This window comes from Salipiger marinus, assembly GCF_035481585.1.
Classification (GTDB): Bacteria; Pseudomonadota; Alphaproteobacteria; order Rhodobacterales; family Rhodobacteraceae; genus Salipiger; species Salipiger marinus.
This window is the reverse complement of sequence record NZ_JAYKSL010000034.1, coordinates 1-25425: the sequence shown is the minus strand read 5'-3', so window position 1 is coordinate 25425 and position 25425 is coordinate 1. Positions and strand designations below refer to the sequence as shown.

Genomic DNA, 25425 nt, shown 5'->3' with positions numbered 1-25425 from the left:
GTTGTGGCGCAGGCGGGTCGATCTGGATGGGATCAGATGGTTGGTGAGTTTGCCGCCCGGCGGATCAGGCGGCGGCGCGATTCTGGCGATGCTGGACGTGCTCGACAGAGACCTTGAGAAGCCAATCCTCAAAGCCAAGAATGGTCTGGTGACCCGCAACCGCCTGGACCCAGGCCGCACGCGGATCGCTGCCGATCTGCGTCGGGTCGTTGTCGATCCGGCCATTGGCCATCCACGGTTCGGGTTGTATGCGTCCGAGCCAGTCAGCCAGTGACGGGATACGCCCCTGGCAGTCTTCGCGCACATGCTGCTCGCCGATCCAGCGGATCGGAACGACCCGGCCCGCGCTGTTGATCAGGCTGCGACCGAACACCCGCTCGGCATCATAGATCCCGACCGTATGATGTTTTTGGGCTCTGTGAACAAAGAGACCTAGGTGCTCTTTAGATGAGTCAAACCAGTCATGCACATGTTGGTAATCATCTGGAACACCGCCAAATCTACGGGCCGAGCTTTCGGCGTGGTGGAGAGGATGTGCCATGTCAGAGCCCCTCATGTTCTGTGGTGTCGGTCTCGATGAAGCGGTTCGAGTGGCTGACATCGATCTTGTCCGTCTCGAGCGCCCAGGTCAATTCGCCATAGCCGCCCTCGTTGTTTTCGAAGCCAGGGCTCAGCGCATAGGCAAAGTCCCAGCCGAAATCTTCGACCCGTCGCCGCAGCTCTTCTGTCAGGGTAATCGTGTCAGGCGTCACGACGACCTCCTCGACATTGCCGGAATCGCCATAGCCTTCATATTGCACGTCGAGGCCGGTCACGCCGAGGCCGCGCAGTTCGGTGAGAAGGGCTGCGCGGGTCTCGACCCGCTGTTCGGCTGCCCGTCTCTGGGCTTCGAGCATCTGCGCGTAGAAATCATTTGCTTGTGTCATATCTTCGGTCCTTTGGAATTGAGGGAGGGTGAGGGCGACCGTCTTGCAGGCCGCGCCCCGGAGGTTTCCTTTGGGGGGCTTCAGGCCGCAGCGTCGCCGCGTTTCTCAGCCGTCCGGTCAACCAGGTTGAAATACAAATTCTCGGTCGCGCGCTTGAACCCCGGCGGTTTGCGCGGAGCGAGGCAGCGCACCGAGGCGCTGCAGCTCTCGCCGTGCTCCATCGCGAACTGCGTCACTTGGTCGATCAGATCATCCATGCCCGCGGCCTCGATGCGCTTTTCGGGGTAGTTCGCCAGCATCTGGAACTGGGTGACGACGAAGGCGCCATCGCGATGTGCGGGATAGAGGGTGATCTGGTAGTCGAGTGTCTTGGCCATCTCTGGTCTCCTGCGGCAGGCCGGACACGATCATCGCGCCCCTTGGAACCCGCCAGCCCGAAAGGACCGCCCTTTGTGCAAGGGCGATCCGTGGCGATGTCGGTGAAAAAGGGGCGTCAGTATTCCGACGGCAGAAGCAGGGTCAGGACCCGGCGCGTCTGATCAGGATCGGAGGGCTCAGGCGAGCCATAGGTGTAGTCGACGTCGTACAGGTCGATCTTGAACCAGACCTTCGTGCCGTCGAGGTCGATGACGCCCATCTCGTGCCATCCTTGCGGGTCGCTGTCAGCGTTGAACGCGTCAAATGAAGCCACGCTGCGGGTGAGAGCAAGCTGGGCATCGGGCCCAAGCGCTGCAACGCCACGGGTCATCACGAACTGGCCCTGCGGGGCATCGGTGACGAGGATATTGCCAAGGATAGAGCGACGAAAGGCGTCATTCTGCGAAGCGACGAGTGCGGCTTCCTTAACGGGATCGAGGTCAAGTGTGGTGGTCATGGGATATCTCCGGGACGGGCCCGCCGATCCGATATCGGCTGTTGGTAACCCGTCAGCCGGAAAGGGCCGCCCTCGATGTGAGGACGGCCCAAGGCTCATGTCGTGATCAGGTCAGCGTGCGGCTCGTCAAGCCGCATCCTCGCTGAGGAAGGCGGGCAAGGACGACGGTTCATCGCTCTCGGCGTCGCTCAGAGAATCTTCGGCGGACACATCCCCCTCCTCGGTCTCCGGCGCTTCGCCTGCCATGTCGGCAACAGCCTCCGCCGCACCGGCAAACACCATCCCGTCGGGCAGCCAGCGCGTCGTCCTGACAACCGTTGCGGCGTCGAACCCTTCCGTCTCGCCGGCCGTTTCCGCGAAGGCCCGCTCCATCGCGGCCGCGATATCGCCCTTACGCTCGCGATTGCGATCTTCGGCGTAATCGTCGCCAATGAGCTTGCGCGCGGTAGCGACCGCATGCCCCTTGTTGACCCGACCCCAGTAATTCTGAGCAGTCGGGCGCCAGCAGGCCGCCACATCGACGTCAAGACGCGCGCCGATCTCCTCGATGATCGGGGAGGGGCGATTGTCGGAGGAAAGCTGCGGCTTGACTGCCAGACCCGTCGCCCAGGCGAAAAGCGCCTGCTTGGCGGCAATGGGCAGCGCCGACATCGCCCGGAAGTTTTCGGGCTTCTCCAGCGTAATCCAGTCGGTGGCGAGGCCCTGCTCCAGCGCCTCGAGCATCTTCTGGGCAACAGTATCCGAATGCAGCACCTCGCGGTTCTGCGCCTGGAAGGGCCGGATCGAGATATCGAGCGCCTCGTTGTTGTAGGACCGCCCCAGAGCCTGCTCGCAGAGCGCGTAGAGCATCGCATCGAACGCCACCTCGAAATCCGCCGCCAGATGCGCCCGAAGGATATGCTGACGCGTCGCGCGCAGATCGTCGGCGAGGCTCGCCGAAATCCCGTTCGCCTTGCGCAAGGTCGCGGCCGGGTCGGAGGTGGGCACCGGTGTCGAGGAGGTTGGCGGCGTCACGTTCGGGCGGACAGGAGACGGGGCATCACCCGCGTCAGCACTATTTTCGCTCGGGACGACCGCAGCGGGGATATCTTCTGGCCGCACGAGGCCTTTCTCGACACGCAGCGCGCCGTCATGACCGATGGTCAGAACCACGCCCGCGATGGCACGATCTTCGTCCGCGTAAGGCTGCCGTTCGCGTTGCAGGGCCTCGATCTCGCGCAGGCGCGGCTCGATGGCATAATATTCTTCCGTCTCCGCGTCCGTCCAGTCCTCGCCGTCATTCTTCGCCGCCAGTTCTTCCTCGCGCGCAATGAGACGTTCTTCTTCGGTGAGCAGGTCCGGATCGGGGTCGATGTCCTGCGGATAGACCCGCCCGAAGCTGCGAAACGCGCCGTAATCCACCGAGAGATGCACCTCGACCCATTTCCACGTTCCCTCGAAGGTTTTCGCCGCAGCCTGCAGCTTTTCGATGGCGAGACGCTCTAGGAGTTCGGGGTTCTCCATATGGGCGCTGGCGCGGTCGTCGAAGAGATCGCGCAGCAGAACACCACCCGCCGCCTCATAGGCCTCAATGCCGACAAAGCGCCCGATGGCCGAGTTCGCCGAATGGGCGGTCTCGGTAAGATGGCGTTTGATGCTTTGCGGATGGATGTGATAGCCGCCCTTCACTGCGTTCCAGACCGCCAGCTGGCGATCATGGTCGTCGGTCAGTGTGAAAGCCATCACGCATTCAAGGGTCAGATCACCCGCGCGGAACTGCTCGATGATCTCGGGCGCGACACGGGCGAGTTTGAGGCGGCGGCGCACCAGGTCGACGGAGACGCCGAATTTGAGCGCGATCTCGTCTTCGCTGCGGCCCTCGGCGATCATCGCCTCAAAAGCCTCGAACTGGTCGGCGGGGTGCATCGCCGCGCGCTGGAGGTTTTCAGTTGCAGAAGTAAGGATGGCGTTGCGCTTATCATCGACGAGGCAGGGCACGGGGTGATCGGCGGGGATGACGCTGTCCTCAGCGAGCTGCTTCAGCGCCTTGAGGCGACGACCGCCGGCATCGACTGCAAAACGTGTCTCTGACAGCGCATGAACCACCAGATTCTGTTTAATTCCGGTCTCGCGGATACTGACGAGGAGCTCAGCATCGTCGCTGGCGCTGGCCGCAACTTTTCGAACGTTGAGCGGGCTCGGCTCCAACTGGTCGAGCGGGATCATCCGGATGTCGGTCCCGCCGCCAGGCACGGACAACTCAGTGGCTTCGGTTTTCTTCGCAGTGGCGGGTTTCGGGCGGGTTGTGGTCTTGGCCATGGTCAGGGTCCTTGTCACGCCGGACCCGGAAGAGCCTCTCTCTATCCTTTCAAGCCCGGCACCCGGGCTTCCCTTTCTCTGGCTTTTTCTTGTGTTCCCTTACATGAGATCGTTTTGCACAGGCTTTGCTGTCTCCAAAGCCTACAGGCCTAGCTCACTGTTTGATTTTCCGAACCCACTTCCGCGAGCAAAATCTGCCGAATTGAGCTTTCAATTTTGACTTTACCAAATGTTGAAGCATCTCGGAAAACTGACTTCGTTTCGCATTCGAAGCAAATCAAGTCATGCTGACGGCCGACAACTTTTAGACCAACTGAACTTTCCCCGACATGGACCACATAGACCTCGCATGCTAGGTTCGCGCCTGCTTTCACCGGCGCATGGAATTGTAGGTCCATAGAGACAAAAGGCATGGCCGTGTTTCTTTCCGTGAGTAGAAAAAGCCAGCCCCGGCCTGAAAGCAAATCGTCCCAGAAAGTCTCGATCGCTTCCAGCGCGAAATTCGTAATCCGGCCAGTAAAGGCGATTCCCAGCTGGTCACAGTCGCCAAAGAAAATCCTGCGTTCGAAGGCAAATCGTGGTTTAAATTCTGTTTCTGGTACATTCATTGCAGCGTTACGGGCTCAACATTTCTTTGTCTCTGGTGCGTGACAGCGATAGGAAGGAATAGTTTTCCGGTCATTATGCCATGCGCCGGAATTCGGCGGGGGTCGCGCCTGTCATTTTTCGAAAAGTTCGACTAAAATGACTCTGATCTGCAAAACCGCAGTCAAGCGCGACCACTTTCAGGGGGGCATTACCCTTTCTCAGCATCTCCTGGGCCTTCGATATTCGCTTGCGCAAAACATATGCATACGGTGCCAACCCAAACTCCGCCTTGAACTGACGCGAAAAGTGAAACTGGCTGAAACCGATAGATGCGGCCATGTCTTCCAGACTGAGGTTTTCACCTAAGCAGCTTTCAACGAGATCGATGATTCTCTGCCTTTGAGCAGGGCTGAAGTTCGAGTTTGCGTCGCTGGTCAAAGAGACCTTGGCGTACTGACGCAGAAGGTGAACGGCGATCTGGCTGCGCAGGGCGTCGATGATCAATCTCTGGCCGATTCCACCGTTCTTTAGCTCATTCTCTAGCAATTGGATGCAGTTCAGGATACAGGGGTCCTTCGCAGATAGCCAATCATTGATCTCAATGGACTTCGGGTCACGATCAAAGACCGAAAGGGCCGTGTTTTCGAGTTCGCTGTGATTGAGATAGACGTGTCTAACCGTGATAGGCTCGGACCAACTCCAAGTGGATTCCTCTGCACGCGTGAGCAAGGAAATCCTACCTTTCTCTACGCGCGCGCTTTGCCATGGGCCGCCACTCGTGCGGCGCATAGTGGTTGGCGCGCCATCATATGCAACAATCATATAGTCGCGCATGGGGGGAATTGCCGCGTCTTGTCGCTCATAACGATAGCCCTTCAGGGTAATGCCGTTCCAGTTGCACCCGGAACTGTCCAACGTAGTCGTGCCGGGAATCCATTCGGGTATCCGGTCCGGTGATATGAGCAGTCTTTCCATCTTGGCCTCCCTGAACTTTTTCACGATCGTCCGCTTGAGCTGAAATTTCGGCTTAGGTCGTCTCGCGCATCCGCGGTTCTTCTCGAACGATATCCGCTTGAGTCAATCTATCGATTTCAGCTTCTGTCAGTCCAGCCTCGCTAAGCAACTGCCTACTATGCTGCCCGAAGCGAGGCGGTGCCGCGCGAACCGCTCCGGGGGTACGCGACAAGCGTGCTGGCACGCCGGTGCCGCGGTAGGTACCAACTGATACCACCATGCCGCGATGTCGGGTGTGTGGATGCTCCAACGCTTCATTCACATTCCGAACGACTCCGGCGGGAATCCCAGCTTTCAAAAGCACCGGCTCAAGTTTGAAGGCGTCATGTTGCACCAGGCACTCTGACAAGACCTCTGTCATCTCTGACCGATGCGCAAGACGCGCGGCATTGTCGGCAAATCGTGGATCGCAGGGCACCTCAGGTAGGCCAAGCACGTCACAGAGTTTTGCGAACTGACCATTGTTACCGATAGCCAGATAGAGTTTGCCATTACTTGTTTCGAACATGTCGTATGGTACGATATTTGGATGCCCATTGCCGGTCGCCATTGGTATCTGTCCGGACATGAGGGAATTAGCCGCTTGGGGATGCATCATGCTGATCGCGCAATCATATAGCGGCACTTCGATGGCTTGGCCCAATCCGGACCGGCCCCGTTCCAAAAGTGCGGCGAGAATAGCGTTACAGGCGATCAGACCGGTGCCGATGTCCACGATGGGCGTACCCATGCGTGTCGGGCCTTCGGAGGGATTGCCGTTGATGCTCATGAGGCCCGTCATAGCTTGTACCACGGCGTCATAGCCGGGAAAACCGCCAAGTGGGCCATCGGAACCAAATCCAGTCACGTGGCAGAGTACCAGTCTAGGAAAACGTGCCCTGAGAACATCATCATAACCAAGCCCCCATTTTTCAAGAGTACCAGACTTAAAATTGTGAACTAAAACATCTGCATCCTGAAGAAACCGCAATATCAGGTCGCGCCCTTCCGGTTGCTGCAGATCGATAGCGATGGACCGCTTGTTGCGGTTGGCGCCAGAGAAATAGGCGCTGAGTTCATCATTGAAAGGCGGGCCCCAACTGCGGGTCTCGTCGCCCAGAGGCGGCTCCACCTTGATGACCTCAGCGCCATGATCCGCAAGCATTTGGGTGCAGTAAGGCCCGCCCAGCACGCGGCTGAGGTCGACCACCTTGATCCCGTCCAATGAGCCAGCCATCAAAGCGCCTCCTGATAGAGGCGCGACACATCTTCGGCTGTCATGTCGCGCGGGTTGGTCTCCAGCAATCGCGTGATACCGGTCACGACCTCATTAGCCATTCCGGGAATGGCTGCCTCGGTCACTCCGACACCAGAAAGTCGAGACTCAAGTCCGCTTTCGACTAGCATCCGTTCCATCTCGTCGATCAGGCCATGGGCCGCAGCCGCATCAGAGTTAAAAGGCCGCGAGGGCAGTAGTAACCGCGATAGACGAGCATATTCAGCTTCTGCAACGGGCATGTTGAACCTCATCACTGGTCCTGCGACCAGAGCGTTTGCGTGCCCGTGAGGAACCTTGAAACCTGTTCCCAGTGGGTATGACAAGGCATGAATCGCCCCCACGCTGGCATTAATGAAGGCCATCCCAGCCAGTGTCGCCCCCAACAGCATGGCCTCTCGCGCTGACAGGTCCGAAGGCGTTTCCATGACGATTGGTAAGTTCTGACCGAGAAGCACCAGCGCTTTGTCCGCCATTCCATCGGAAATGGGATTCTTTCTGGTGCGACTGGTTACTGCCTCAATGGCGTGAACCATTGCGTCTAACGCCGTGGCCGCTGTGATGTGACGAGGCATTCCCAATGTTAGCTTTGCATCTAGCAAGGCAACGTCAGGCAGAAGCTGCGGTGCATATACCGCTTTTTTTTCGTGGCTTTCCGAAGTCAGCACGGACACCCATGTTACCTCTGATCCGGTCCCTGCCGTGGTTGGCACCTGAATCAGTGGCAAGCGTTTATCGGTGACCTGATTGATCCCGATCATGTCCGTAATCGGTTGATCGTTGGCTACCGCCGCTGCGATGACCTTGGCAGTGTCCAGTGAACTGCCGCCGCCAAGTCCGATGATTCCGTCAGCACCAAAGGCCCGCGCGACCTCTACCGCGGCCTCGACGACAGCGATCGGGGGGTCCGCTTTGACTTTATGAAAAATCTCAACCTCGATGCCAGCAGCCCTAAGTGAGGCGGCTGCCTCGTCCGCAAAACCACAGGCCAATATGCCCGGGTCCGTCACGACCAGCGCACGGGTGCAAGACAAATCTTGCATCAGGCTGCCGATCCGGCCAAGCCCACCGCTCTCGCAGACGATCCTCGGGGTGGAAAGGAAATTGAAGTCCATAGTTTGTCTTCGCTCCTGTTAAGCTGCTGCAGTGCGGATCATATTCCGCGCGATCAGTATTTGCTGAATCTGGGTTGTCCCCTCGTAGATGCGGAAGAGACGCACATCGCGATAGAAGCGCTCGACCGCATATTCGGCCATGTATCCTGCACCGCCGTGGATTTGCACTGCGCGATCGGCCACTCGACCTACCATCTCACTGGCAAACATCTTGCAGCAGGCAGCATCAGTCGACACGTTCTGACCAGCGTCCTTGCGGCGTGCTGTTTCTTCGATCATGCAACGCGCTGCGAAGGCCTCGGCGCGACTGTCAGCCAGCATGGCTTGGATCAGTTGCTTTTCAGCGATGGGTTCACCGAATTGTTTGCGTTCAATCGCATAGGATAGGCTGTCACGGATCAGCCGTTCGGCGGCGCCCACACAGACGGCAGAAATATGCAGTCGGCCCCGATCAAGGACTTTCATTGCCGTTTTGAAGCCCTTGTTCAGACGGTCCGGCCCGCCGATGATGTTCGAGGCAGGCACGCGGACATTGTCAAGGATGACGTCGCATGTGTGCGAACCCTTCTGCCCCATCTTCCTGTCAGGCTGGCCAAGCGTTATGCCCGGCGTCCCTGCCTCGACGAGAAAAGCGCTTACGCCGGCAGAACCTTTCACCTCTGGACTGGTCCGGGCAAAAACCGTGAATAGATCGGCACGCGGCGCATTGGTAATGTAGCGCTTCGTGCCGTTCAGTAGGAAATCGTTTCCATCACGCCGCGCAGTGGTGCGCAGACCGCCAGCATCCGAACCAGCATCTGGCTCGGTTAGGGCGAAGGATGCGATCATATCTCCGGAGGCGAGAGCTGGTAGATACTTCGCCTTCTGCTCGTCGGTTCCATCGATGATGATTCCCTGCGAGCCGATCCCGTTGTTTGTGCCAACTAGCGACCGGAACGCAGGCGAAGCCTGGCCAAGAACGAAAGCGGCTTGCACTTCCTCTATCATCGACAAGCCAAGCCCGCCGAAATCCTCCGGGATCGACATGCCGAAAAGGCCCATCGTGCGGATTTCATCGACCAGCATAGGCGGAATCACATCTTCATCGGCGACGCGATCCTCGTAAGGGATTAGTCGCTCTTTCACGAAGCGGTCGAGCGCGTCGAGAAACTGGGAAAGGGTATCTGTATCAAGGGCCATTATGCTCTCTATTGTTCAGGGTGCGACCGCCGCAACGCGGCGGACAAGATCGACAAGGCGGTGCGCGACGTCGCTTTCGATCCAATCGCGCGTAAGGGTTTGCGAAGGACCGCCGCAGTTGAAGGCAATGATGGGTGAGCCGTCCGTCGGCACGAAGGGCACTGCTACTGCGTTCACATCACGCTTCCACTCCGTGAAGGACGTGCAATAACCGTACTGTTGGTAGTCTTCGATAGCTGCTTCGATTCCGGGCTGCACATTCGGCCAGTTGTCACCCTCATGTTCCTCCACAAGGGCCAGAATTCTGGCCTGCTCATCCGGGCCGTGTGCCGCTATGCAGGCGCGACCAACCGCGGTAGTGGCCAGTTTAATATGGGCACCAACCTCAATCGCCAGCGTGACGGCGTTGGTGCCCTTGCACCGCTCTAGATAGACCATCGATAGTCGGTCACGACTGGCCATGGCCGCCGGCATACCTGTGTAATCGGCTAATTCCTGCATAAAGGGCTTTGCGAGTTGCCGCAGCGGAATCCCTGCAAGGCAGGAGAAACCCAGCGAAAGCACTGGAGGGGCCAGTCGATAGCGTGCTGTATCCGGATCGTAGCTGAGGTATTCCAGCTTGTTCAGTGTATAGGCCAGCCTTGAGACCGTCGATCTGCTCAGGCCAGTGCGCTCGGCCAACTCACCATTCCCCAGAGCTTCCCCTTCCCGCCGAAAGGCCCGCAACAGCTCCAAGCCGCGCGCCAACGCCGTGACAAAATCGCGGTCCTGTCTCTCGGCGTCCTTGGTGCGGTCTTTCCTTGGTCTCACGACATCCCTCCTCGGGAAGAATTATGCGTCTTGAAACACATCTAAACGATCGATAACGTCCGCGTCAATACTGCGGTAAACTTTTCCGCTATGCGGAAAACTAAAGTCGTCCATCTGGTCCCCTTCGTGCCGGATCCTGCGGATGACACAACTGAGCGAGGGCATAACGCCATGAAAGAAATGAATTATCCGACCATCCAGCACCTCATCGGACGGGACTGGATCGCTTCTCCCACGCCGGAGGATCGTGCAGTCATAAACCCTGCAAACGGGCAAACTATCGGACAGATTCCGCAGGCTAGCGCCGCAGATCTGGACCATGCGGTTCACTCGGCCGAATCAGCTTTTCGCCGATGGAAAAACAGCTCTCCCATGGAACGAAGTGCAATTTTGCGACGGTTTGCCGACCTGCTGCGCCAAAATGACAGACTGATCGCTGGCTGGATCACTCTCGATGAAGGCAAGCCGCTGGCTGAGGCCTTGGCTGAGGTCCGCGCCTCAGCTGACCACGTCGACTGGCACGCCGAGGAATGTCGGCGCATTTATGGGCGCATCATTCCATCGCGCAGCCCGGGGGTACAGCAGCTTGTCGTGCGCGAACCGATAGGCGTCTGCCTTGCCATCACGCCTTGGAATTTTCCGCTGAGCCAAGCGGTACGCAAGGTCGCGGCGGCGCTTGCGTCAGGTTGCACGATGATCTTGAAAGCCCCGGCAGAGGCTCCGGCGGGCTGCATGGCAATTGCGCGCTATCTGCTGGATGCAGGCTTGCCCGAAGGCTGTCTGAACCTTGTCTGGGGTAATGCGGCCTTCATTTCGGAAACTCTTATTGCGCGCCCCGAGGTGCGCAAGATCACCTTCACCGGTTCGGTCGAGGTGGGCAAGCATCTGGCAGAATTGGCTGGCCGCCACATGAAGCGGGCGACGATGGAACTCGGCGGTCACGCGCCCGTATTGGTGTTCGACGACGCCGATGCCACGGCCGCGGCGCGCGCCTTGGCGGGCAACAAGCTGCGCAATGCAGGCCAGGTGTGCATCGCCCCAACCCGGTTTTACGTACAACAAGGCATCTACGACCGATTTCTGTCCGAGCTAGTTTCAGCATTTGAGAGCGTAAAGGTGGGCGATGGTTTAACCGAGGGCACACAGATGGGGCCATTGTGTCATCGCGGACGCGTGAATGCGATGGAAAAGCTCGTCGAGGATGCCCGCGAAAACGGTGCACGGGTGTTGACGGGAGGCAAAAGGGTTGGGAATCATGGTAACTTCTATGCCCCGACAGTCGTCGATACGCCCAACGACGACATCGACTTGATGCGCGAAGAACCCTTCGGCCCGATTGCTGTCGTCTCGTCTTTTCGTGAAATAGAGGACGGACTGTCGCGGGCCAACGGGCTACCCTTCGGGCTGGCGTCCTATGTCTTTACCAATTCGTTGGAGCGTGCAGATAAAGCAGCTGCGGGTTTGCAGGCAGGTATGGTAAGCATCAACCAGTTCGGCCTGGCTCTGCCCGAGACTCCGTTTGGCGGCGTAAGAGACAGCGGCTATGGGACTGAAGGCGGGACAGAAACCTTCGAAGGCTATCTCAATACCAAATTTATCTCGCGCAATCGAGCGCCAGTGCTGTGAGGATGCCCATGCCTGTTGAATTAAGCTTCTCAAATGGCGCAGCAATTCTGACCATAGACAATTCGCCGCTTAACCTAATCAACGCGGAGGTTCGGGCTGGAATACAACAATGTATCTTCCAAGTCCTCGAAACTGGCGCTACCAGGCTGATTATCACCGGCGCAGGAACGACGTTCGTCGCGGGCGCGGATGCGAAGGAATTCGGACAGTTGCCTGTTGATCCACAACTAAATGACGTGCTGTTGCAACTTGCGCACCTTCCGATTCCGACTATCGCAGCCATCAACGGGGCTGCGCTTGGTGGGGGACTAGAGATTGCTCTGGCTTGCTGCTATCGCATCGCCTCAACTTCTACCAAACTGGGCCTGCCAGAGGTAAACTTGGGGATCGTGCCTGGCGCAGGGGGAACCCAAAGACTGCCGCGACTTATCGGTATTGAAGCTGCGCTTGACATGATCGTCACCGGGAAGGCTGTTTCCGCCGAGCAGGCACTGAAAATAGGACTGATCCAGCTGCTAGCCGATGACCCGCTTGGCGCGGCCATAGCTCTCGATGACGCTGTTCTAGAGGCGGCACAGGCACCCGACAATCTTCCTTCACCAATGCCAAACCACTTCGCAGCGGAAGTCGCCCGCGCGCAGGTAGCGCGGCGTATGCCTGGCCAGAATGCCCCGCATGTTGCGGTGGACCTGGTCGCGGCCAGCGCGATGACGCCGCTGCACGACGCACTGGCCAGCGAGCGCGCTGCGTTTTTGGACCTTCGTGCCTCGGATCAGGCGCGGGCCCTTAGGCACGTTTTCTTCACCGAGCGTACCGCAACCAACAAGGGGCGCACCTACCCCCGACCTTCCCGAGATGCTGAAACCGCCATCGTGGTCGGTGGTGGTAATATGGGAGCAGCTATTGCGTACACGCTAGCGACCGCAGGGATCTCGGTGACTGTCGTCGAACGCAGTGCCTCGTCCGCAGAGTGGGCCAGAGAAAACCTGCAAAAGCTGATTGATCAGGGTATCAGTCGCGGCATTCTGTCCCCCGATGCGGGAAAGGCGGTTGAGGACCGGCTGGTTACGGTCTCAGGCTATGACGCTCTGCCACCAACCGATCTAGCAATCGAGGCGGCCTTCGAGGATTTTGCGGTCAAGAGCGCGATCTTGACCGAACTCGAAGGTGCTCTGCCGCCCGAGACGATTATTGCCACAAACACATCCTATCTCGATGTAAATCGGCTTTCTGATGGGTTGAAGCACCCAGCACGCTTTGTAGGGATTCATTTCTTCAGTCCTGCGCATATTATGAAGCTTCTGGAAGTCGTCAGGAGCGACCGAACGTCAGACGATACATTAGGTGCAGCATTTGTGCTGGCGCGCAGGCTTGGTAAAATCCCGGTACTGTCTGGTGTTTGCGATGGCTTCATCGGAAACCGAATTTTGTCTAGCTACCGTCACGCCGCTAATCGCCTTCTGGTGAAGGGGGCTATTGTCGACGAGATCGACGCGGCTATGCGCGGATTCGGTATGGCGATGGGTCCATATGCTGCACAGGACATGTCGGGGCTGGACATCGCCTACGCGAATATCCGTCGCAAGGCCGCTGCAGAAGGGAACTGCTGTGGTCACATGCCCTTGGTCGAGCGGCTGGTCGAAAAGCACAAACGCCTAGGACGCAAATCGGGCGCCGGATGGTACGACTATGGGCCGGACGGCAAACCCTCACCTTCGGAGCTGGTCGCTAGCGAAATACTCCGTGTCTCAGAAGAAATGAACTTCACTCGCCGGGAGTTCTCAGCTGACGAAATCGTAGAAAGGCTCTTGCTCGCAATGGTGGCGGAAGCCTGCGATATCCTTGACGAAGGCGTCGCAGAAAAACCGCAAGACATCGACCTAGTAATGATTCACGGCTACGGATTTCCCCGCTGGCGGGGAGGCCTGATGCACCACGCCAAAAATATCGGCAAGGATCGGTTGGCCGCGCTGTTTAGCGCGCTTGTCAAAGAGGACCCTTGCGACTGGAGGGTGCCTCGTTATTTAGAAAGGGTTTTCGCGACCTGACGGTCAAAGTCCCGCGCCATAAGGCGCTGCCCCAGCAACTTAACACAGTGCATCTTCGTCTCGACGCGGCTTAGGCGGTGATGGTCTTCCAAGACTTTGCGTTCTTACCTGGTGGGATAACGGCGTGGACGCCACGGTCCGCAATCGCGTCCTGGCATTTTCGTGTGTCATACGCACCGTCAGCCGTGACACTGCTGGTCTGCCGGGATCTGTTCAAGAAGGTTGGGTAACACTGGAGCGTCACCGATGTGGCTCCCGGTGATCTGAACAGCGCGCACTTCCAACGTTTGCTCGTCGATCCCGAGGTGGATCTTGCGCCAGACCCGTCGCTTGGGGCCGCCATGCTTGCGGGCATGCCACTCACCTTCAAGCTTGATCCCCGTGCTGTCCACCAACAAGTGCAACGGCCCTTTGGAGCCGCGATACGGGATGTTCACGGCCAGGGTCTTCTGGCGCCGGGACAGGGTGCTGAAGTCGAGCACCGTCCAGTCGAGACCGATCAGCCGCAACAGGCTCTCGACGAACCCGGTCGCCTGTCGCAAGGCCATGCCGAACAGGACCTTCATCGAAAGACAGGTCTGGGTCGCGGCGTCGCTGTAACTCTTCTGCCTGTCGGCACGGCCTCCCAGCTCATCTCGGGGTCAAACCAGATCGTCAGCGAGCCACGGCGCTTGAGCGCTTCGTTATAAGCGGGCCAGTTCATGGTCTTGTATGTCGGGGTTGTCGGTCTGCTCATGCACCTCAGCTACCACGCTGGATTCATAAGATGAGTCCGACACGGGATTTGTGCATGCATGCCCCCATTGGTGCAAGTGATTTTTTGAACGGCGCGAGCGTGTGATCGGGTGCGGTCATGTATCAGGCCTCTGTGTGCGGCGCTGATGTAACCGCGGGCCGGTATGGCGATGCGCGGACCAGAGGCATATCAACAAACCGAGCTCGGTGGCTCCTGCACAAATGCTGCTTTCTCTGACCCGGATCTGATCGATCCTTCGCCCTTACTTTTCAGTGACCTCCTCACACTCCCAACTTACCGGGACGTCGTGGCATGCCGTCTTCGCTATGCCATCGCCGCCACCGGATTCCGGTAATCCTCTTGTTTCATTATGATGGCCCAGAGGCCACGCGCCATCTTGTTGGCCAGCGCAATCGCGGCGACCCATGCGCGGCTTGCGGGTTAGTAGGCGTTTCAGCCAGCCATTATTCGGTGTGTTAAACCGCTCGACAGCCTGGAGGACAGCCATAGCGCCAGAGACCAAGAGTGTCCGGAGTCGCGCTGTCGCATCTTCGAGGTCTTCCCGAGCCGGGCTTTGCCGCCCGTCGAGTGCTGCTTCGGCACAAGCCCAAGCCAGGCGGCAAAATCGCACCCGCGCCGGAAGGTGGCCAGGTCACGGGCAAATGTCTCGATCGCAAGCGCCGTGACAGGAACCACGCCCGGCATGGTTTGTGTTCGGCGCACCAAGTCGGCTTTCTTGGCGGCACATCGCATCTTCGCGTCAAGCTCTGCAACACGCGTATTCAGCCCCTCAATCTGCCCCAGATACATCCGGCCGAGGTCACGAACCTCAGCATGCAGCGCGGTGTCATCACCTGCGATTGCGTCCGCGAGTCGCTTGAGATGGGCAGGCCCGCGGGCCGCGACCAATCCGTGTTCGGCGAGGTGGCCGCGTAAAGCGTTGATCATCTGGGGGCGCTGGCCGACAAACATCTGCCGCGTGCGAAACAGCATGGCACGGGCCTGCTGATCTTCCGTCTTCACTGCGAAAAAGCGCATGGTTGGACGCAATGCAGCCTCCAAGATGGCCTCTGCATCGGTCGCATCATTCTTCTGGCGTTTGACGAACGGCTTCACATAGACCGGCGGTATCAACCGCACGTCGCACCCCAGCTTCTCAAATTCGCGGCCCCAGCCATGCGCCGTGGCCACGCCTCCATGGCGATCATGCATTTGGGTTGCTGCGCCACGAACGCGAGAAACTGGCCTCGTGAAAGCTTTTTGCGAAACGCGACTGACCCATCATTGTACGCACCATGCAACTGGATAACGCGCTTTGCCAAGTCGACACCGATAATTTTAATTTCGGACATAGATGCTCCTTCCTTCTGTGATGGCTTTTAACGCTCATCATAGTGGCACATTGCGATGCCGTCGGGAGGGGGTATCCACGCCATCAACAGAGCCTAGTAACGGGCATATCTGCCTCACGACAGGCTGAGCACGATCATACTATTTCCAAAGCGGTATTGTTCAATACATGGCGCATTTTTCGCCCTTACTCTGAGATAATTGGCGTATGCCGTTGACCGTTTGACGTCTTCGAGATTGGCGACGTCAGTTGGTGGCTTTGCCAAATGTTATGCTTGGGAGGATAAACATGGAAATCAGTAGAGAAGCCGATACGCTGCGGGCGCTTTATCAGAATTGGACCGATCAGATGGTCGAGAACCCAGACCTGACGATCGCGAACCTGCGCAGCATGTTCGATGAATGGGGGCAGCCCGCACTAGAGCCGGAAAACGTTAGCTACAAAAGCGATCATGTCGGAGGAGTTGAGGCTATCTGGGCCCTACCAGCCGGGGCAGATACCTCGCGTGTAATTGTTTACACTCATGGTGGCGGCTTTGCCGTCGGCTCAGCCGATAGTCATCGAAAAATGGCAGGGCACCTCGCTAAGGTGCTTGGGGTTACGTCGGTGATCCTGCACTATCGGCGCGCACCCGAGCACCCATTTCCGGCGCAGATCGAAGATGCAGTAGCCGCATACAAAGCGCTGCTGGATAAGGGTTTCAAGGCAAGAAATATTCTGACGGCTGGCGACAGTGCTGGCGGCAATCTTGCCATCGCCAGCGTGCTGAAGTTACGCGAACTTGGGTTGCCACTGCCCGGAGCGGTCATCGCCTATTCGCCCTGGCTCGACATGGCGATGCGCGGGGAAACACTGGAAACCAACGCGGAAACCGATGCGCTAGTCGGCAAACCGATCCTCGAAGCGATGGCGGGGATGTTCCTCGGTGAAGGCACGGATCCGCTTAATCCGTTGGCCAACCCGCTGGAGAACGATTTCACCGGTTACCCGCCGCTCTATATCAATGCCGGAGGGGCCGAGACGCTTAAGAGCGATGCCGAACGGTTGCACGAAAAGGCCAAGGCACAGGGCGTAAACGTGACCCTGTCTATCGTCGAAGGCATGCAGCATGTCTTTCCCGCGCTTTCGGGACGCGCGCCCGAGGCAAACGAGGAACTTGGTCGCATCGCCGCATGGTATCGGGCCCTCTGAGACCTGTACTCGCACTGCATTGCGGTGCGGTGCGAGACAAACCCCTACGAAACATTCATCTAGCATCTCACCCGCAATCTGCGGGGCGGAGCGGTCTTACTCTGGGAGGAGTGATATGAACATTCAGACTGAGAATACTAAAACGGTCGGAGCGGATTTTGACGCAGTCGTCATTGGCGCGGGCTTCGGCGGGCTTTACGCTGTCCACAAACTTCGCAACGAGCAGGGACTGAACGTCCGGGGCTATGACAGCGCCAGTGACGTTGGCGGCACCTGGTGGTGGAACCGATATCCCGGTGCGCTGTCAGACACGGAAAGCTATGTCTATCGCTATTCTTTTGACAAAGAGTTGCTTCGAAAAGGCCGCTGGAAAACCCGGTATCTGACCCAGCCCGAGATCCTCGAATACATGAACGAGGTAGCGGATCATCTCGATCTTCGACGCAGCTACAAGTTCGACACCAAAGTGGATGGCGCGCACTATAATGAAAAAACCGGTCTCTGGAACGTGATCACTGATAGTGGTGAGACAGTTACCGCAAAATACCTTGTCACTGGCCTCGGTCTCTTGTCCGCAACGAATGTTCCAAAATTCAAGGGCATCGATGATTTCAAAGGCCGTATCTTACACACAGGTGCCTGGCCCGAGGGAGTGGACTTGAGCAACAAACGCGTGGGCATTATCGGCACCGGCTCGACGGGTGTTCAGGTTATCACTGCAACGGCACCAATTGCAAAACACCTGACTGTTTTTCAGCGCTCTGCACAATATGTCGTGCCGATTGGGAACACCCCGCAAGACGATGCTACCATCGCCGAGCAAAAGGCGAACTACGATAATATCTGGAATCAAGTGAAGAATTCTGTTGTGGCCTTCGGCTTCGAAGAAAGCGCCGAACCCGCCGAAACCGCCTCGCCCGAGGAACGGGAGCGGGTCTTCGAAGCCGCCTGGCAGCGCGGCGGTGGTTTCTATTTCATGTTTGGCACCTTTTGCGATATTGCGACCAGCCAAGTGGCCAATGATGCGGCCGCTGACTTCATCAAGGGCAAGATCAAGCAAATCGTGAAGGACCCCAAGGTCGCAGAGAAACTGACGCCGAAGGACCTTTACGCCAAGCGCCCGCTTTGCGGAAACAACTATTACGAGGTCTACAACCGAGACAACGTGACCCTCGCCGACGTGAAGGCCGATCCGATCGCAGAGTTCACTCCGAACGGCATTCGTCTCGAAAGCGGCGAGGAGCATGAGCTTGACATCGTAATCTTTGCCACTGGTTTCGATGCGGTCGACGGCAATTACGTCAAAATGGACCTCCGCGGACGCGGAGGCGTGACCATGCGCGACACTTGGAAGGAAGGCCCACTCGGTTACCTCGGCATGATGGAGGTAGACTTCCCTAACTTCTTCATGATCCTTGGCCCTAATGGCCCCTTCACTAACCTGCCCCCCAGCATTGAGACGCAAGTTGAATGGATCGCTGACACGATTTGCGCAATGGAAGAAGAGGGGGTTCAAAGTGTGGAGCCAACCGTGGAGGCGCGCGACGCTTGGGTTGGCACCTGCCGTGAAATCGCCGACATGACACTCTTCCCCAAAGCTGAAAGCTGGATCTTCGGCGCAAATATCCCCGGAAAGAAGAATGCGGTGATGTTCTACATGGCCGGGATTGGCAATTATCGCAATGCCATTAGTGCGGTTAAGGAGGAAGGTTATACATCCCTGATCCGCGACCGCACTGCCGAGAAGGTGTAAAGAATTCCGTCGGGCATTAAGAAAACCCGGCGGAAACAATTAAATTTGTTCATGAACACTCAGGAGAGAACTATGGGACGGGTATCCGGAAAAGTCGCACTGGTAACAGGTGGCGCCATGGGCATGGGAAAAGCCCATTGTGAAACGCTGGCACGTGAAGGCGCGCATGTATTTGTAACCGACCGTGATACGGAAGCGGGTGAAAGCGTAGTAAAAGGTATCATTGGAGCCGGAGGGAAGGCGGAATTCATTCAGCATGACGTGACGCTTGAAGAAGATTGGAAGAATGTCATCTCCACGGTGCAATCAAGTGCTGGTCGACTTGATGTGCTAGTGAACAACGCTGGCATTCTCATTCTGAAGCCGCTCCACGAAACCTCGCCTGACGAATTTGACATGACGATCAACGTCAATGTACGCGGTGTTTATCTCGGTATCCGAGCCGCGGTTCCATTGATGAAAGAGACCGAAAAAGCATCAATTATCAATATTTCTTCAATCTATGGGATTGTTGGTGCCGCTTCGGCGGGAGCCTACATTGGATCCAAAGGCGCCGTACGGATGTTGACCAAATCCTGCGCAGTCGACCTGGCCGAAAGTGGCATACGTGTCAATTCGATCCATCCCGGTGTCATCGATACTCCCATGACAAAAGATCTGCTACACGCCGACGAAGAGACCCGGCAGGCAATTCTGGGGGCCACGCTGCTCAAGCGGCCAAGCAAACCTGAAGAGGTTTCGAATGCGGTCCTGTTCCTCGCATCGGATGAGTCATCGTTCGTTCACGGAGCAGAGATTGTAGTAGATGGCGGTTATACTGCGAATTGACAGAGACACATCCCAAGTAACGGCCTGGAACCCGGGCCGTTACTGCCATTGCAAATTTCCAAGACGATAAACGCCAATGAAAATAATTGCACCTATAAAACACCTAATTGATTACAACGTGAAGGTTCGCGTTAAGGCGGACGGTAGCGGAGTTGGTCTCGCGAATGTGAAGATGTCGATGAACCCGTTCGACGAGATTGCGGTTGAAGAGGCGATCCGTCTGAAGGAAGCGGGCAAGGCGGACGAGCTTGTCGTCGTGTCGATCGGCGTGAAACAGGCGCAGGAAACGCTGCGCACGGCGCTGGCGATGGGCGCGGACCGGGCGATCCTCGTCGTGGCCGCCGACGACGTGCACCAAGATATCGAGCCGCTGGCGGTGGCCAAGATCCTAAAGGCCGTGATCGACGCCGAGGCGCCGGGCCTGGTGATCGCGGGCAAACAGGCGATCGACAACGACATGAACGCGACCGGCCAGATGCTGGCGGCGCTGCTGGGCTGGGGTCAGGCGACCTATGCCTCTGAGGTTGCGATCGAGGGCGAGCATGCCGTCGTGACCCGCGAAGTGGACGGCGGTCTGCAGACCATCAAGGTGAAGCTGCCGGCGATCGTCACCGCCGACCTGCGCCTGAACGAGCCGCGCTACGCCTCGCTGCCCAACATCATGAAAGCCAAGAAGAAACCGCTGGACGAAAAGACCGCCGCCGATTTCGGCGTCGATGTCACGCCGCGCCTGACCGTCGTCAAGACGGCAGAGCCCGCCGCGCGTTCGGCCGGGGAAATGGTTGGCTCGGTCGACGAGCTGGTGTCGAAGCTGAAAGAAAAGGGGATCGTGTAATGGCTGTTCTTCTCCTTGCAGAAATCGCCGGTGGTGCACTGGCGCTGGACGCCACCGCCAAGGCGGTGACCGCTGCCAAATCGCTGGGCGATGTGACCGTTCTGGTTGCGGGCCCCGCTGCCGCAGGCGAGGCCGCGTCGAAGATCGACGGCGTGGCAAAGGTTCTGGTGGCGGATGACGCCGCCTATGCCAACGGCCTGGCCGAGCCGGTCGCCGATCTGGTGGTCAGCCTGGCAGGCAATTATGAACATATCGTTGCTCCGTCCACGGCGAGCGCGAAAAACATCCTGCCGCGCGTCGCGGCGCTGCTGGACGTGATGGTTTTGTCGGACGTCACCGCCATCGTGGACGGGTCCACGTTCGAACGCCCGATCTACGCGGGCAACGCGATTCAGACGGTAAAATCCAACGATTCCAAGAAGGTACTGACCGTCCGCACCACCGCCTTCGACGCGGCTGGCCAGGGTGGTTCGGCCGCCGTCGAGGCCATCGCAGCGGCCGGCAACGCGGGCCTGAGCGCCTGGGTCGAGGACAAGGTCGCGGCGTCGGATCGTCCGGAACTGACCTCGGCCAAGATCGTGGTCTCGGGCGGTCGCGGCGTCGGTTCCGAGGAGAACTTCGCGATCATCGAGGGCCTGGCCGACAAGCTGGGCGCGGCGGTCGGCGCCTCGCGCGCGGCGGTGGATAGCGGGTTCGCACCGAACGACTGGCAGGTCGGCCAGACCGGCAAGGTCGTGGCGCCCGAGCTGTACATCGCGGTCGGGATTTCCGGGGCAATTCAACACCTTGCAGGCATGAAGGACAGCAAGGTCATCGTCGCCATCAACAAGGATGAAGAGGCCCAGATCTTCCAGGTCGCCGACTACGGCCTGGTCGCAGACCTGCTCGACGCCGTCCCGGATATGACAAAGGCACTCTAAGAATGACAAACGTCTACATCTGCGATTACATCCGCACACCAATTGGTCGCTATGGCGGCGCGCTTTCTTCTGTGCGAGCCGACGATCTTGGTGCAATCCCACTCAGGGCCCTGGCCAGCCGAAACCCGAAGCTAGATCTAGCGGCCATTGACGAAGTGATTTTCGGCTGCGCCAACCAGGCGGGCGAGGACAACCGCAACGTCGCACGCATGTCGCTGCTACTCGCGGGATTTCCGGATTGTGTCCCTGGCACGACGATGAACCGGTTGTGCGGATCGGGTATGGACGCCGTAATCACAGCCGCCCGCGCGATCAAAGCTGGAGAAGCCGATCTCATTGTTGCTGGCGGTGTGGAAAGCATGTCTCGTGCTCCGTTTGTGATGCCAAAAGCTACAACTGCATTCTCGCGCGAAAATTCTGCTGAAGACACCACCATCGGCTGGCGCTTCGTCAATAAACAGATGAAGAGTCAATACGGCGTCGACAGCATGCCTGAAACGGCCGAAAACGTAGCGGAAGACTTCAGCATCAACCGCGCCGACCAAGATGCCTTCGCCATGCGTTCGCAGCGAAAGGCGAGAGATGCCATGGCGAACGGTCGTTTGGCCCGTGAAATTGTCCCGGTAGAGATTCCTCAGCGAAAGGGGGAGCCAAAGATCGTCGTACAGGATGAACACCCTCGCGCGGGTACGACTTTGGAAGCGCTCGCCCAACTGAAAACTTTCGTAAAAGCGGACGGCACTGTAACCGCTGGGAATTCTTCGGGCGTGAACGATGGTGCCGCAGCATTGATCCTTGCCACCAGCGACGTCGCAAAAAAATTTGGCCTCACACCGATCGCAAGGGTCTTGGGCGGCGCAACCGCGGGCGTCGCACCGCGCATCATGGGTTTCGGGCCGGCACCGGCGTCGGAAAAGCTGATGGCGCGACTTGGACTGAAACAAGAAGACTTCTCGGTAATCGAACTTAACGAAGCCTTTGCTTCGCAGGGTCTGGCCACACTACGGCACCTGGGGATCGCGGATGATGACGCCCGCGTGAACCCGAACGGCGGCGCTATTGCTCTCGGCCATCCGCTTGGCATGTCAGGTGCCCGCATCACTGGTTCAGCGATGCTGGACCTCAAACCTGGAGAAAAGTCGTTATCGACCATGTGTATTGGCGTGGGACAGGGGATTGCAATCGCGCTCGAAGCTGTCTGAGGTGCCGCGACAACCACAAAACTAACATAAGTTCTCTTATGCGATTTTTGGCCAACCCCAAATTTCCTCGTAGAATTCGTCCTCTCCAACCTCCCTGTGGACGACCGACTGGCGGCACCGGTATTGCCGGTGTCGCCCTTTTCCGAAAGAACGATTGAACGACCCAGTATGTTTGCGAGACGGATCATCCCGTGACCTGCGTATCGGCAGGCATCCCATTCCGGCGATCTCGCGCCGTACCAAGAATTCTTCTCTGCACCTCCGAATGTAACATATATCGCGTGGCGATATTTCGCGCAGCGTGTCCGTTTCGCGGGCATGAACTTGCGGGACCGTGTAGCACTGAACATCCAGGAATTGAGACGCGCCCGCGGCCTCAGCCAAGAGGAGCTTGCTCATCGGGCCGATGTGAGCCGCGGCCATATGGGCAAGGTCGAGAACGCCAAGTTTGCGGCCTCCCTCGACCTTCTCGAACGCATCGCCAAGGCGCTCAATGTCGACCCCGAAGTACTCTTTGCGAAGCGCTAGTTCGTTTCCTGAGACTTTGATCCTATCCCCCAACACGAAAGATTCGAACGGCAAGAACGGTACGAGCGACACGGGTACATGACGAAGAGAAAGACAGGCTGGCCTTTCCAGGAAGGGTTTCTGAACGCCGGTACACAGGAGATTCACCTGTTCACCGATTACCGTTGGAATGATGGCTCGGTGAGCCGCCGCTGGCATGTCGATCCGGAACGCTTTGATGCAGATCTTGCCGAGCTTCGCTCAATTTCCCTGGTGGCATCGGACCGTTCGGATCAGTAGGAAAACCACTCCGAGTGGCCCATGTTGCCCTCGAAGTCGCCGTACTCGACCATGATGCTGCGAGAATAGAAGTGCCAACGGCCACCACCACTCGGATAGGCGATCTCCTGCCCGCTTTCCGAGACGAATGTCGCGGGCCAGGGCGTGTGGGATCCGTAGACCCGCTGGATGTAGCGGCAGGTCCGGTTCTCGCGATCGCAGGAGCGGATCGACCAATCCCACTGACGCGGCTCGTCGCGCGGCTCGTAGGAGCGCCCGGTGAACCAGATCACATGGGTCCGGTTCAGCCACTCGTATTCCGGCAGATTGGTGTCCAGCTCGCCCTCTCCTCCGGGTCCGCCCAGCTCGACCGGCACATGGGCGAACGTGCAGACCCCGAAGGGCGGCAGGCTCGGCCAGGGCGTGATGCGGTGGATCATGGTGCGATAGGCGCGCGCGCAGACCGCGCTCGGGGGGAAACCGCCCGCCATACAGAGCATGATGGCGCAATCGATGTCATAGGCCTGCGCCTTCTTAGGGGCTCCGAACACCGCCATCACTCCCATTGCAGCTGCCATCGCCTGTCGTTTCATGTCGCTCTCCCGCAAAAGTTGCGGCAACTATCGTGCAATATGTCTTTTTCTGCAATATGTCGTATTGACTCCATATGACTTTATGGCCTTAGTGTCGTGAAGTAGAAGGGCTCTCGTGGGGAGAGTCCGAACATGCCGATAGCGCGCAACCAGATCCTGATCACCATCGACGGTGTCAAAGACCTGTCCGAAAAGGGCATCGCGTTCCGCTGCCGGTATGAACTCGTGGGGTTCACGGACGATGGCAAGCCGCGCTACCAGTGCATCTACCTGCGCGAGGGCGAGCCGGAAGCCATTCTGGTCTCGACCCGGATCACCCCGCACGGGCCAGAGCCGCGGTATTTCAACATATGGCCGGGCCTCTTCAAACATCATCTCGAGTTCGGTGACGGGCGCGATCTGCGCTTTGGTCCTGATTACAGCATCACCCTCGAGGAGCGCGGCTGACGTCATCGCCTTCGGTCGCGACGGCACGGCACGGACCTCAGGCTGGACCTTTCATGGCGAACGACCTGCCTGGGCAGGGCTGGATGATAGCACTGAGACCGGAGAGGTTCTCGCCTCGCTGGATGCCACACCGCCGTCCGGACGCGACGACATCCTCTCCCTGATCCGCACGACTGCTGACCGGCACCAGGGGAACCGTGCCCTGCGGCACGTCGGTCTCGATGAGGACGACTGGCTGGTCCTTCTCCAGGCCTTGGTCGAGGCCGAAAGCAGCTACAATCCGACTGCCGTCAGCCCCAAGAGTGCCTACGGTCTTGGCCAGCTGATGCCGGATACTGCCCGTGCGCTCGGCGTCGATCCGCGCGATCCCTCTCAGAACCTCGACGGCGCCGCACGCTATCTCCTCGCCCAGCTCGCCACGTTCAAGGACATCAACCTGGCGCTCGCAGCCTACAACGCCGGGCCGCACCGCGTGGTCGAGTATTCCGGCATCCCGCCTTTCATCGAGACCCGCGACTACATCGCGCGCATCCATCAGATCCGGTCCCGGCTGTCGGGCACGCCCGTTTCCGCGCCGGACATCCGCATCGCAGATCGGGCCCCAGCCCGCGCGCCCGTCCTCATCGATCTTCAGTAAAACATGGGAACTTCGCATGCTCAGACATAGCCTCAGCCGCCTCTTGCCCATCGCCACAACCCTGGCGGCTTTCGCAACGCCCGCTCTCGCGCAAGACTTGTCGCCGATCCAGACCATGCTGGAAACTGTCGAGGCCGCGCTGACCGGTCCGATCGGGATCGCGGTCGCCACCCTCGCGGTCATCGGCACCGGCTTCATGTGCATGATGGGACGGCTGAACTGGGGTTGGTTCGCCTCGGTCATCATCGGGATCGTGCTGATCTTCTCGGCCGGCACCATCGTCGACGGCTTCTCCTGAGAACCGAATAGAGCAGTGGCAGAACGATCCCCCCTTTTTCTGGGCCTCGCCCGTCCGCCCAAGTATCTGGGTCTGTTGGATGTCACTGAGAACTGACCCAGCATTGTCATCGAGA

Annotated in this window: 25 protein-coding genes and 2 pseudogenes; 13 read left to right on the top strand and 14 right to left on the bottom strand. The window is 58.5% G+C overall.

Annotated elements, in window-relative coordinates:
* Positions 1–64 precede the first annotated feature (64 nt).
* The 11 genes from VK682_RS25205 to VK682_RS25155 form a co-directional block, all read right to left on the bottom strand.
* Positions 65–541: a DUF6915 family protein gene (locus VK682_RS25205; RefSeq protein WP_037930962.1), complete on the bottom strand. Its 477-nt coding sequence runs from the start codon at positions 539–541 to the stop codon at positions 65–67.
* 1 nt (position 542) lies between these two features.
* Positions 543–926: a DUF6878 family protein gene (locus VK682_RS25200; RefSeq protein ID WP_009804230.1), complete on the bottom strand. Its 384-nt coding sequence runs from the start codon at positions 924–926 to the stop codon at positions 543–545.
* Positions 927–1006: 80 nt separating this feature from the next.
* Positions 1007–1303, bottom strand: coding sequence for a hypothetical protein (locus VK682_RS25195; RefSeq protein ID WP_009804229.1), 297 nt, complete (start codon positions 1301–1303; stop codon positions 1007–1009).
* A gap of 116 nt (positions 1304–1419) precedes the next feature.
* Positions 1420–1800 carry a DUF3768 domain-containing protein gene (locus VK682_RS25190; RefSeq protein WP_009804228.1) on the bottom strand — a complete coding sequence of 127 codons (381 nt, stop codon included), beginning with the start codon at positions 1798–1800 and terminating at the stop codon, positions 1420–1422.
* Between the two features lie 126 nt (positions 1801–1926).
* Positions 1927–4098, bottom strand: coding sequence for a ParB/RepB/Spo0J family partition protein (locus VK682_RS25185; protein WP_009804227.1), 2172 nt, complete (start codon positions 4096–4098; stop codon positions 1927–1929).
* Between the two features lie 149 nt (positions 4099–4247).
* On the bottom strand, positions 4248–4706 hold the full coding sequence (locus VK682_RS25180; RefSeq protein WP_007120589.1) for an acyl-CoA thioesterase: 459 nt from the start codon (positions 4704–4706) through the stop codon (positions 4248–4250).
* Positions 4707–4779: 73 nt separating this feature from the next.
* Positions 4780–5661 carry a helix-turn-helix domain-containing protein gene (locus tag VK682_RS25175; protein ID WP_227511477.1) on the bottom strand — a complete coding sequence of 294 codons (882 nt, stop codon included), beginning with the start codon at positions 5659–5661 and terminating at the stop codon, positions 4780–4782.
* 52 nt (positions 5662–5713) lie between these two features.
* Positions 5714–6916: a CaiB/BaiF CoA transferase family protein gene (locus tag VK682_RS25170; RefSeq protein WP_037930974.1), complete on the bottom strand. Its 1203-nt coding sequence runs from the start codon at positions 6914–6916 to the stop codon at positions 5714–5716.
* A complete protein-coding gene (locus VK682_RS25165) occupies positions 6916–8070 on the bottom strand; it encodes an iron-containing alcohol dehydrogenase (RefSeq protein WP_037930977.1) in 1155 nt (384 codons plus the stop codon). Before VK682_RS25165 ends, VK682_RS25170 begins: the two co-directional genes overlap by 1 nt.
* A gap of 18 nt (positions 8071–8088) precedes the next feature.
* Positions 8089–9249: an acyl-CoA dehydrogenase family protein gene (locus tag VK682_RS25160; RefSeq protein WP_037930980.1), complete on the bottom strand. Its 1161-nt coding sequence runs from the start codon at positions 9247–9249 to the stop codon at positions 8089–8091.
* A 15-nt stretch (positions 9250–9264) separates the two neighbouring features.
* Positions 9265–10059: an IclR family transcriptional regulator gene (locus VK682_RS25155; protein ID WP_037930983.1), complete on the bottom strand. Its 795-nt coding sequence runs from the start codon at positions 10057–10059 to the stop codon at positions 9265–9267.
* 180 nt (positions 10060–10239) lie between these two features.
* Between VK682_RS25155 and VK682_RS25150 the strand changes: the two genes are divergently transcribed.
* Positions 10240–11685, top strand: coding sequence for an NAD-dependent succinate-semialdehyde dehydrogenase (locus VK682_RS25150; RefSeq protein ID WP_073194559.1), 1446 nt, complete (start codon positions 10240–10242; stop codon positions 11683–11685).
* An 8-nt stretch (positions 11686–11693) separates the two neighbouring features.
* Positions 11694–13733, top strand: coding sequence for an FAD-dependent oxidoreductase (locus tag VK682_RS25145; RefSeq protein ID WP_037930989.1), 2040 nt, complete (start codon positions 11694–11696; stop codon positions 13731–13733).
* Here the strand turns inward: VK682_RS25145 and VK682_RS25140 are convergent.
* Together VK682_RS25140 and VK682_RS25135 are read right to left on the bottom strand one after the other, a co-directional pair.
* Positions 13721–14469, bottom strand: a pseudogene (locus tag VK682_RS25140) (IS5 family transposase); the annotation flags it as partial. The gene VK682_RS25145 and the pseudogene VK682_RS25140 overlap by 13 nt on opposite strands.
* 324 nt (positions 14470–14793) lie before the next feature.
* Positions 14794–15821, bottom strand: a pseudogene (locus tag VK682_RS25135) (IS110 family RNA-guided transposase).
* Positions 15822–16108: 287 nt separating this feature from the next.
* Here VK682_RS25135 and VK682_RS25130 point away from each other — a divergent pair.
* From VK682_RS25130 to VK682_RS25095, 8 genes are all read left to right on the top strand, one after another.
* Positions 16109–17011: an alpha/beta hydrolase gene (locus VK682_RS25130; protein ID WP_017468330.1), complete on the top strand. Its 903-nt coding sequence runs from the start codon at positions 16109–16111 to the stop codon at positions 17009–17011.
* 115 nt (positions 17012–17126) lie between these two features.
* Positions 17127–18764, top strand: a complete 1638-nt coding sequence (locus VK682_RS25125; protein WP_009804217.1) for a flavin-containing monooxygenase — start codon at positions 17127–17129, stop codon at positions 18762–18764.
* Between the two features lie 72 nt (positions 18765–18836).
* Positions 18837–19592 (top strand): SDR family NAD(P)-dependent oxidoreductase, encoded by a 756-nt coding sequence (locus tag VK682_RS25120; protein ID WP_009804216.1) that lies wholly within the window; start codon positions 18837–18839, stop codon positions 19590–19592.
* A gap of 76 nt (positions 19593–19668) precedes the next feature.
* A complete protein-coding gene (locus VK682_RS25115) occupies positions 19669–20427 on the top strand; it encodes an electron transfer flavoprotein subunit beta/FixA family protein (protein ID WP_009804215.1) in 759 nt (252 codons plus the stop codon).
* Positions 20427–21347 carry an electron transfer flavoprotein subunit alpha/FixB family protein gene (locus tag VK682_RS25110; RefSeq protein ID WP_009804214.1) on the top strand — a complete coding sequence of 307 codons (921 nt, stop codon included), beginning with the start codon at positions 20427–20429 and terminating at the stop codon, positions 21345–21347. Before VK682_RS25115 ends, VK682_RS25110 begins: the two co-directional genes overlap by 1 nt.
* Positions 21348–21349: 2 nt before the next feature.
* Positions 21350–22549 carry a 3-oxoadipyl-CoA thiolase gene (pcaF, locus tag VK682_RS25105; protein ID WP_009804213.1) on the top strand — a complete coding sequence of 400 codons (1200 nt, stop codon included), beginning with the start codon at positions 21350–21352 and terminating at the stop codon, positions 22547–22549.
* A 318-nt stretch (positions 22550–22867) separates the two neighbouring features.
* Complete coding sequence (locus tag VK682_RS25100) at positions 22868–23077, top strand: type II toxin-antitoxin system RelB family anti-toxin (protein ID WP_081285328.1); 210 nt, start codon at positions 22868–22870, stop codon at positions 23075–23077.
* A gap of 78 nt (positions 23078–23155) precedes the next feature.
* Positions 23156–23356, top strand: coding sequence for a hypothetical protein (locus tag VK682_RS25095; protein ID WP_065331048.1), 201 nt, complete (start codon positions 23156–23158; stop codon positions 23354–23356).
* Here VK682_RS25095 and VK682_RS25090 read toward each other — a convergent pair.
* Positions 23350–23928, bottom strand: a complete 579-nt coding sequence (locus VK682_RS25090) for a hypothetical protein (protein WP_065331049.1) — start codon at positions 23926–23928, stop codon at positions 23350–23352. The genes VK682_RS25095 and VK682_RS25090 overlap by 7 nt on opposite strands.
* 132 nt (positions 23929–24060) lie before the next feature.
* Between VK682_RS25090 and VK682_RS25085 the strand changes: the two genes are divergently transcribed.
* Genes VK682_RS25085 through VK682_RS25075 form a run of 3 tightly spaced genes read left to right on the top strand, consistent with a single transcriptional unit; the run spans position 24061 to position 25310 of the window.
* On the top strand, positions 24061–24375 hold the full coding sequence (locus VK682_RS25085) for a hypothetical protein (RefSeq protein ID WP_008335576.1): 315 nt from the start codon (positions 24061–24063) through the stop codon (positions 24373–24375).
* A complete protein-coding gene (locus tag VK682_RS25080; protein ID WP_319822678.1) occupies positions 24335–25012 on the top strand; it encodes a lytic transglycosylase domain-containing protein in 678 nt (225 codons plus the stop codon). The genes VK682_RS25085 and VK682_RS25080 overlap by 41 nt, the downstream gene beginning before the upstream one ends.
* Before the next feature lie 16 nt (positions 25013–25028).
* A complete protein-coding gene (locus VK682_RS25075; protein ID WP_065331050.1) occupies positions 25029–25310 on the top strand; it encodes a TrbC/VirB2 family protein in 282 nt (93 codons plus the stop codon).
* Positions 25311–25425 lie beyond the last annotated feature (115 nt).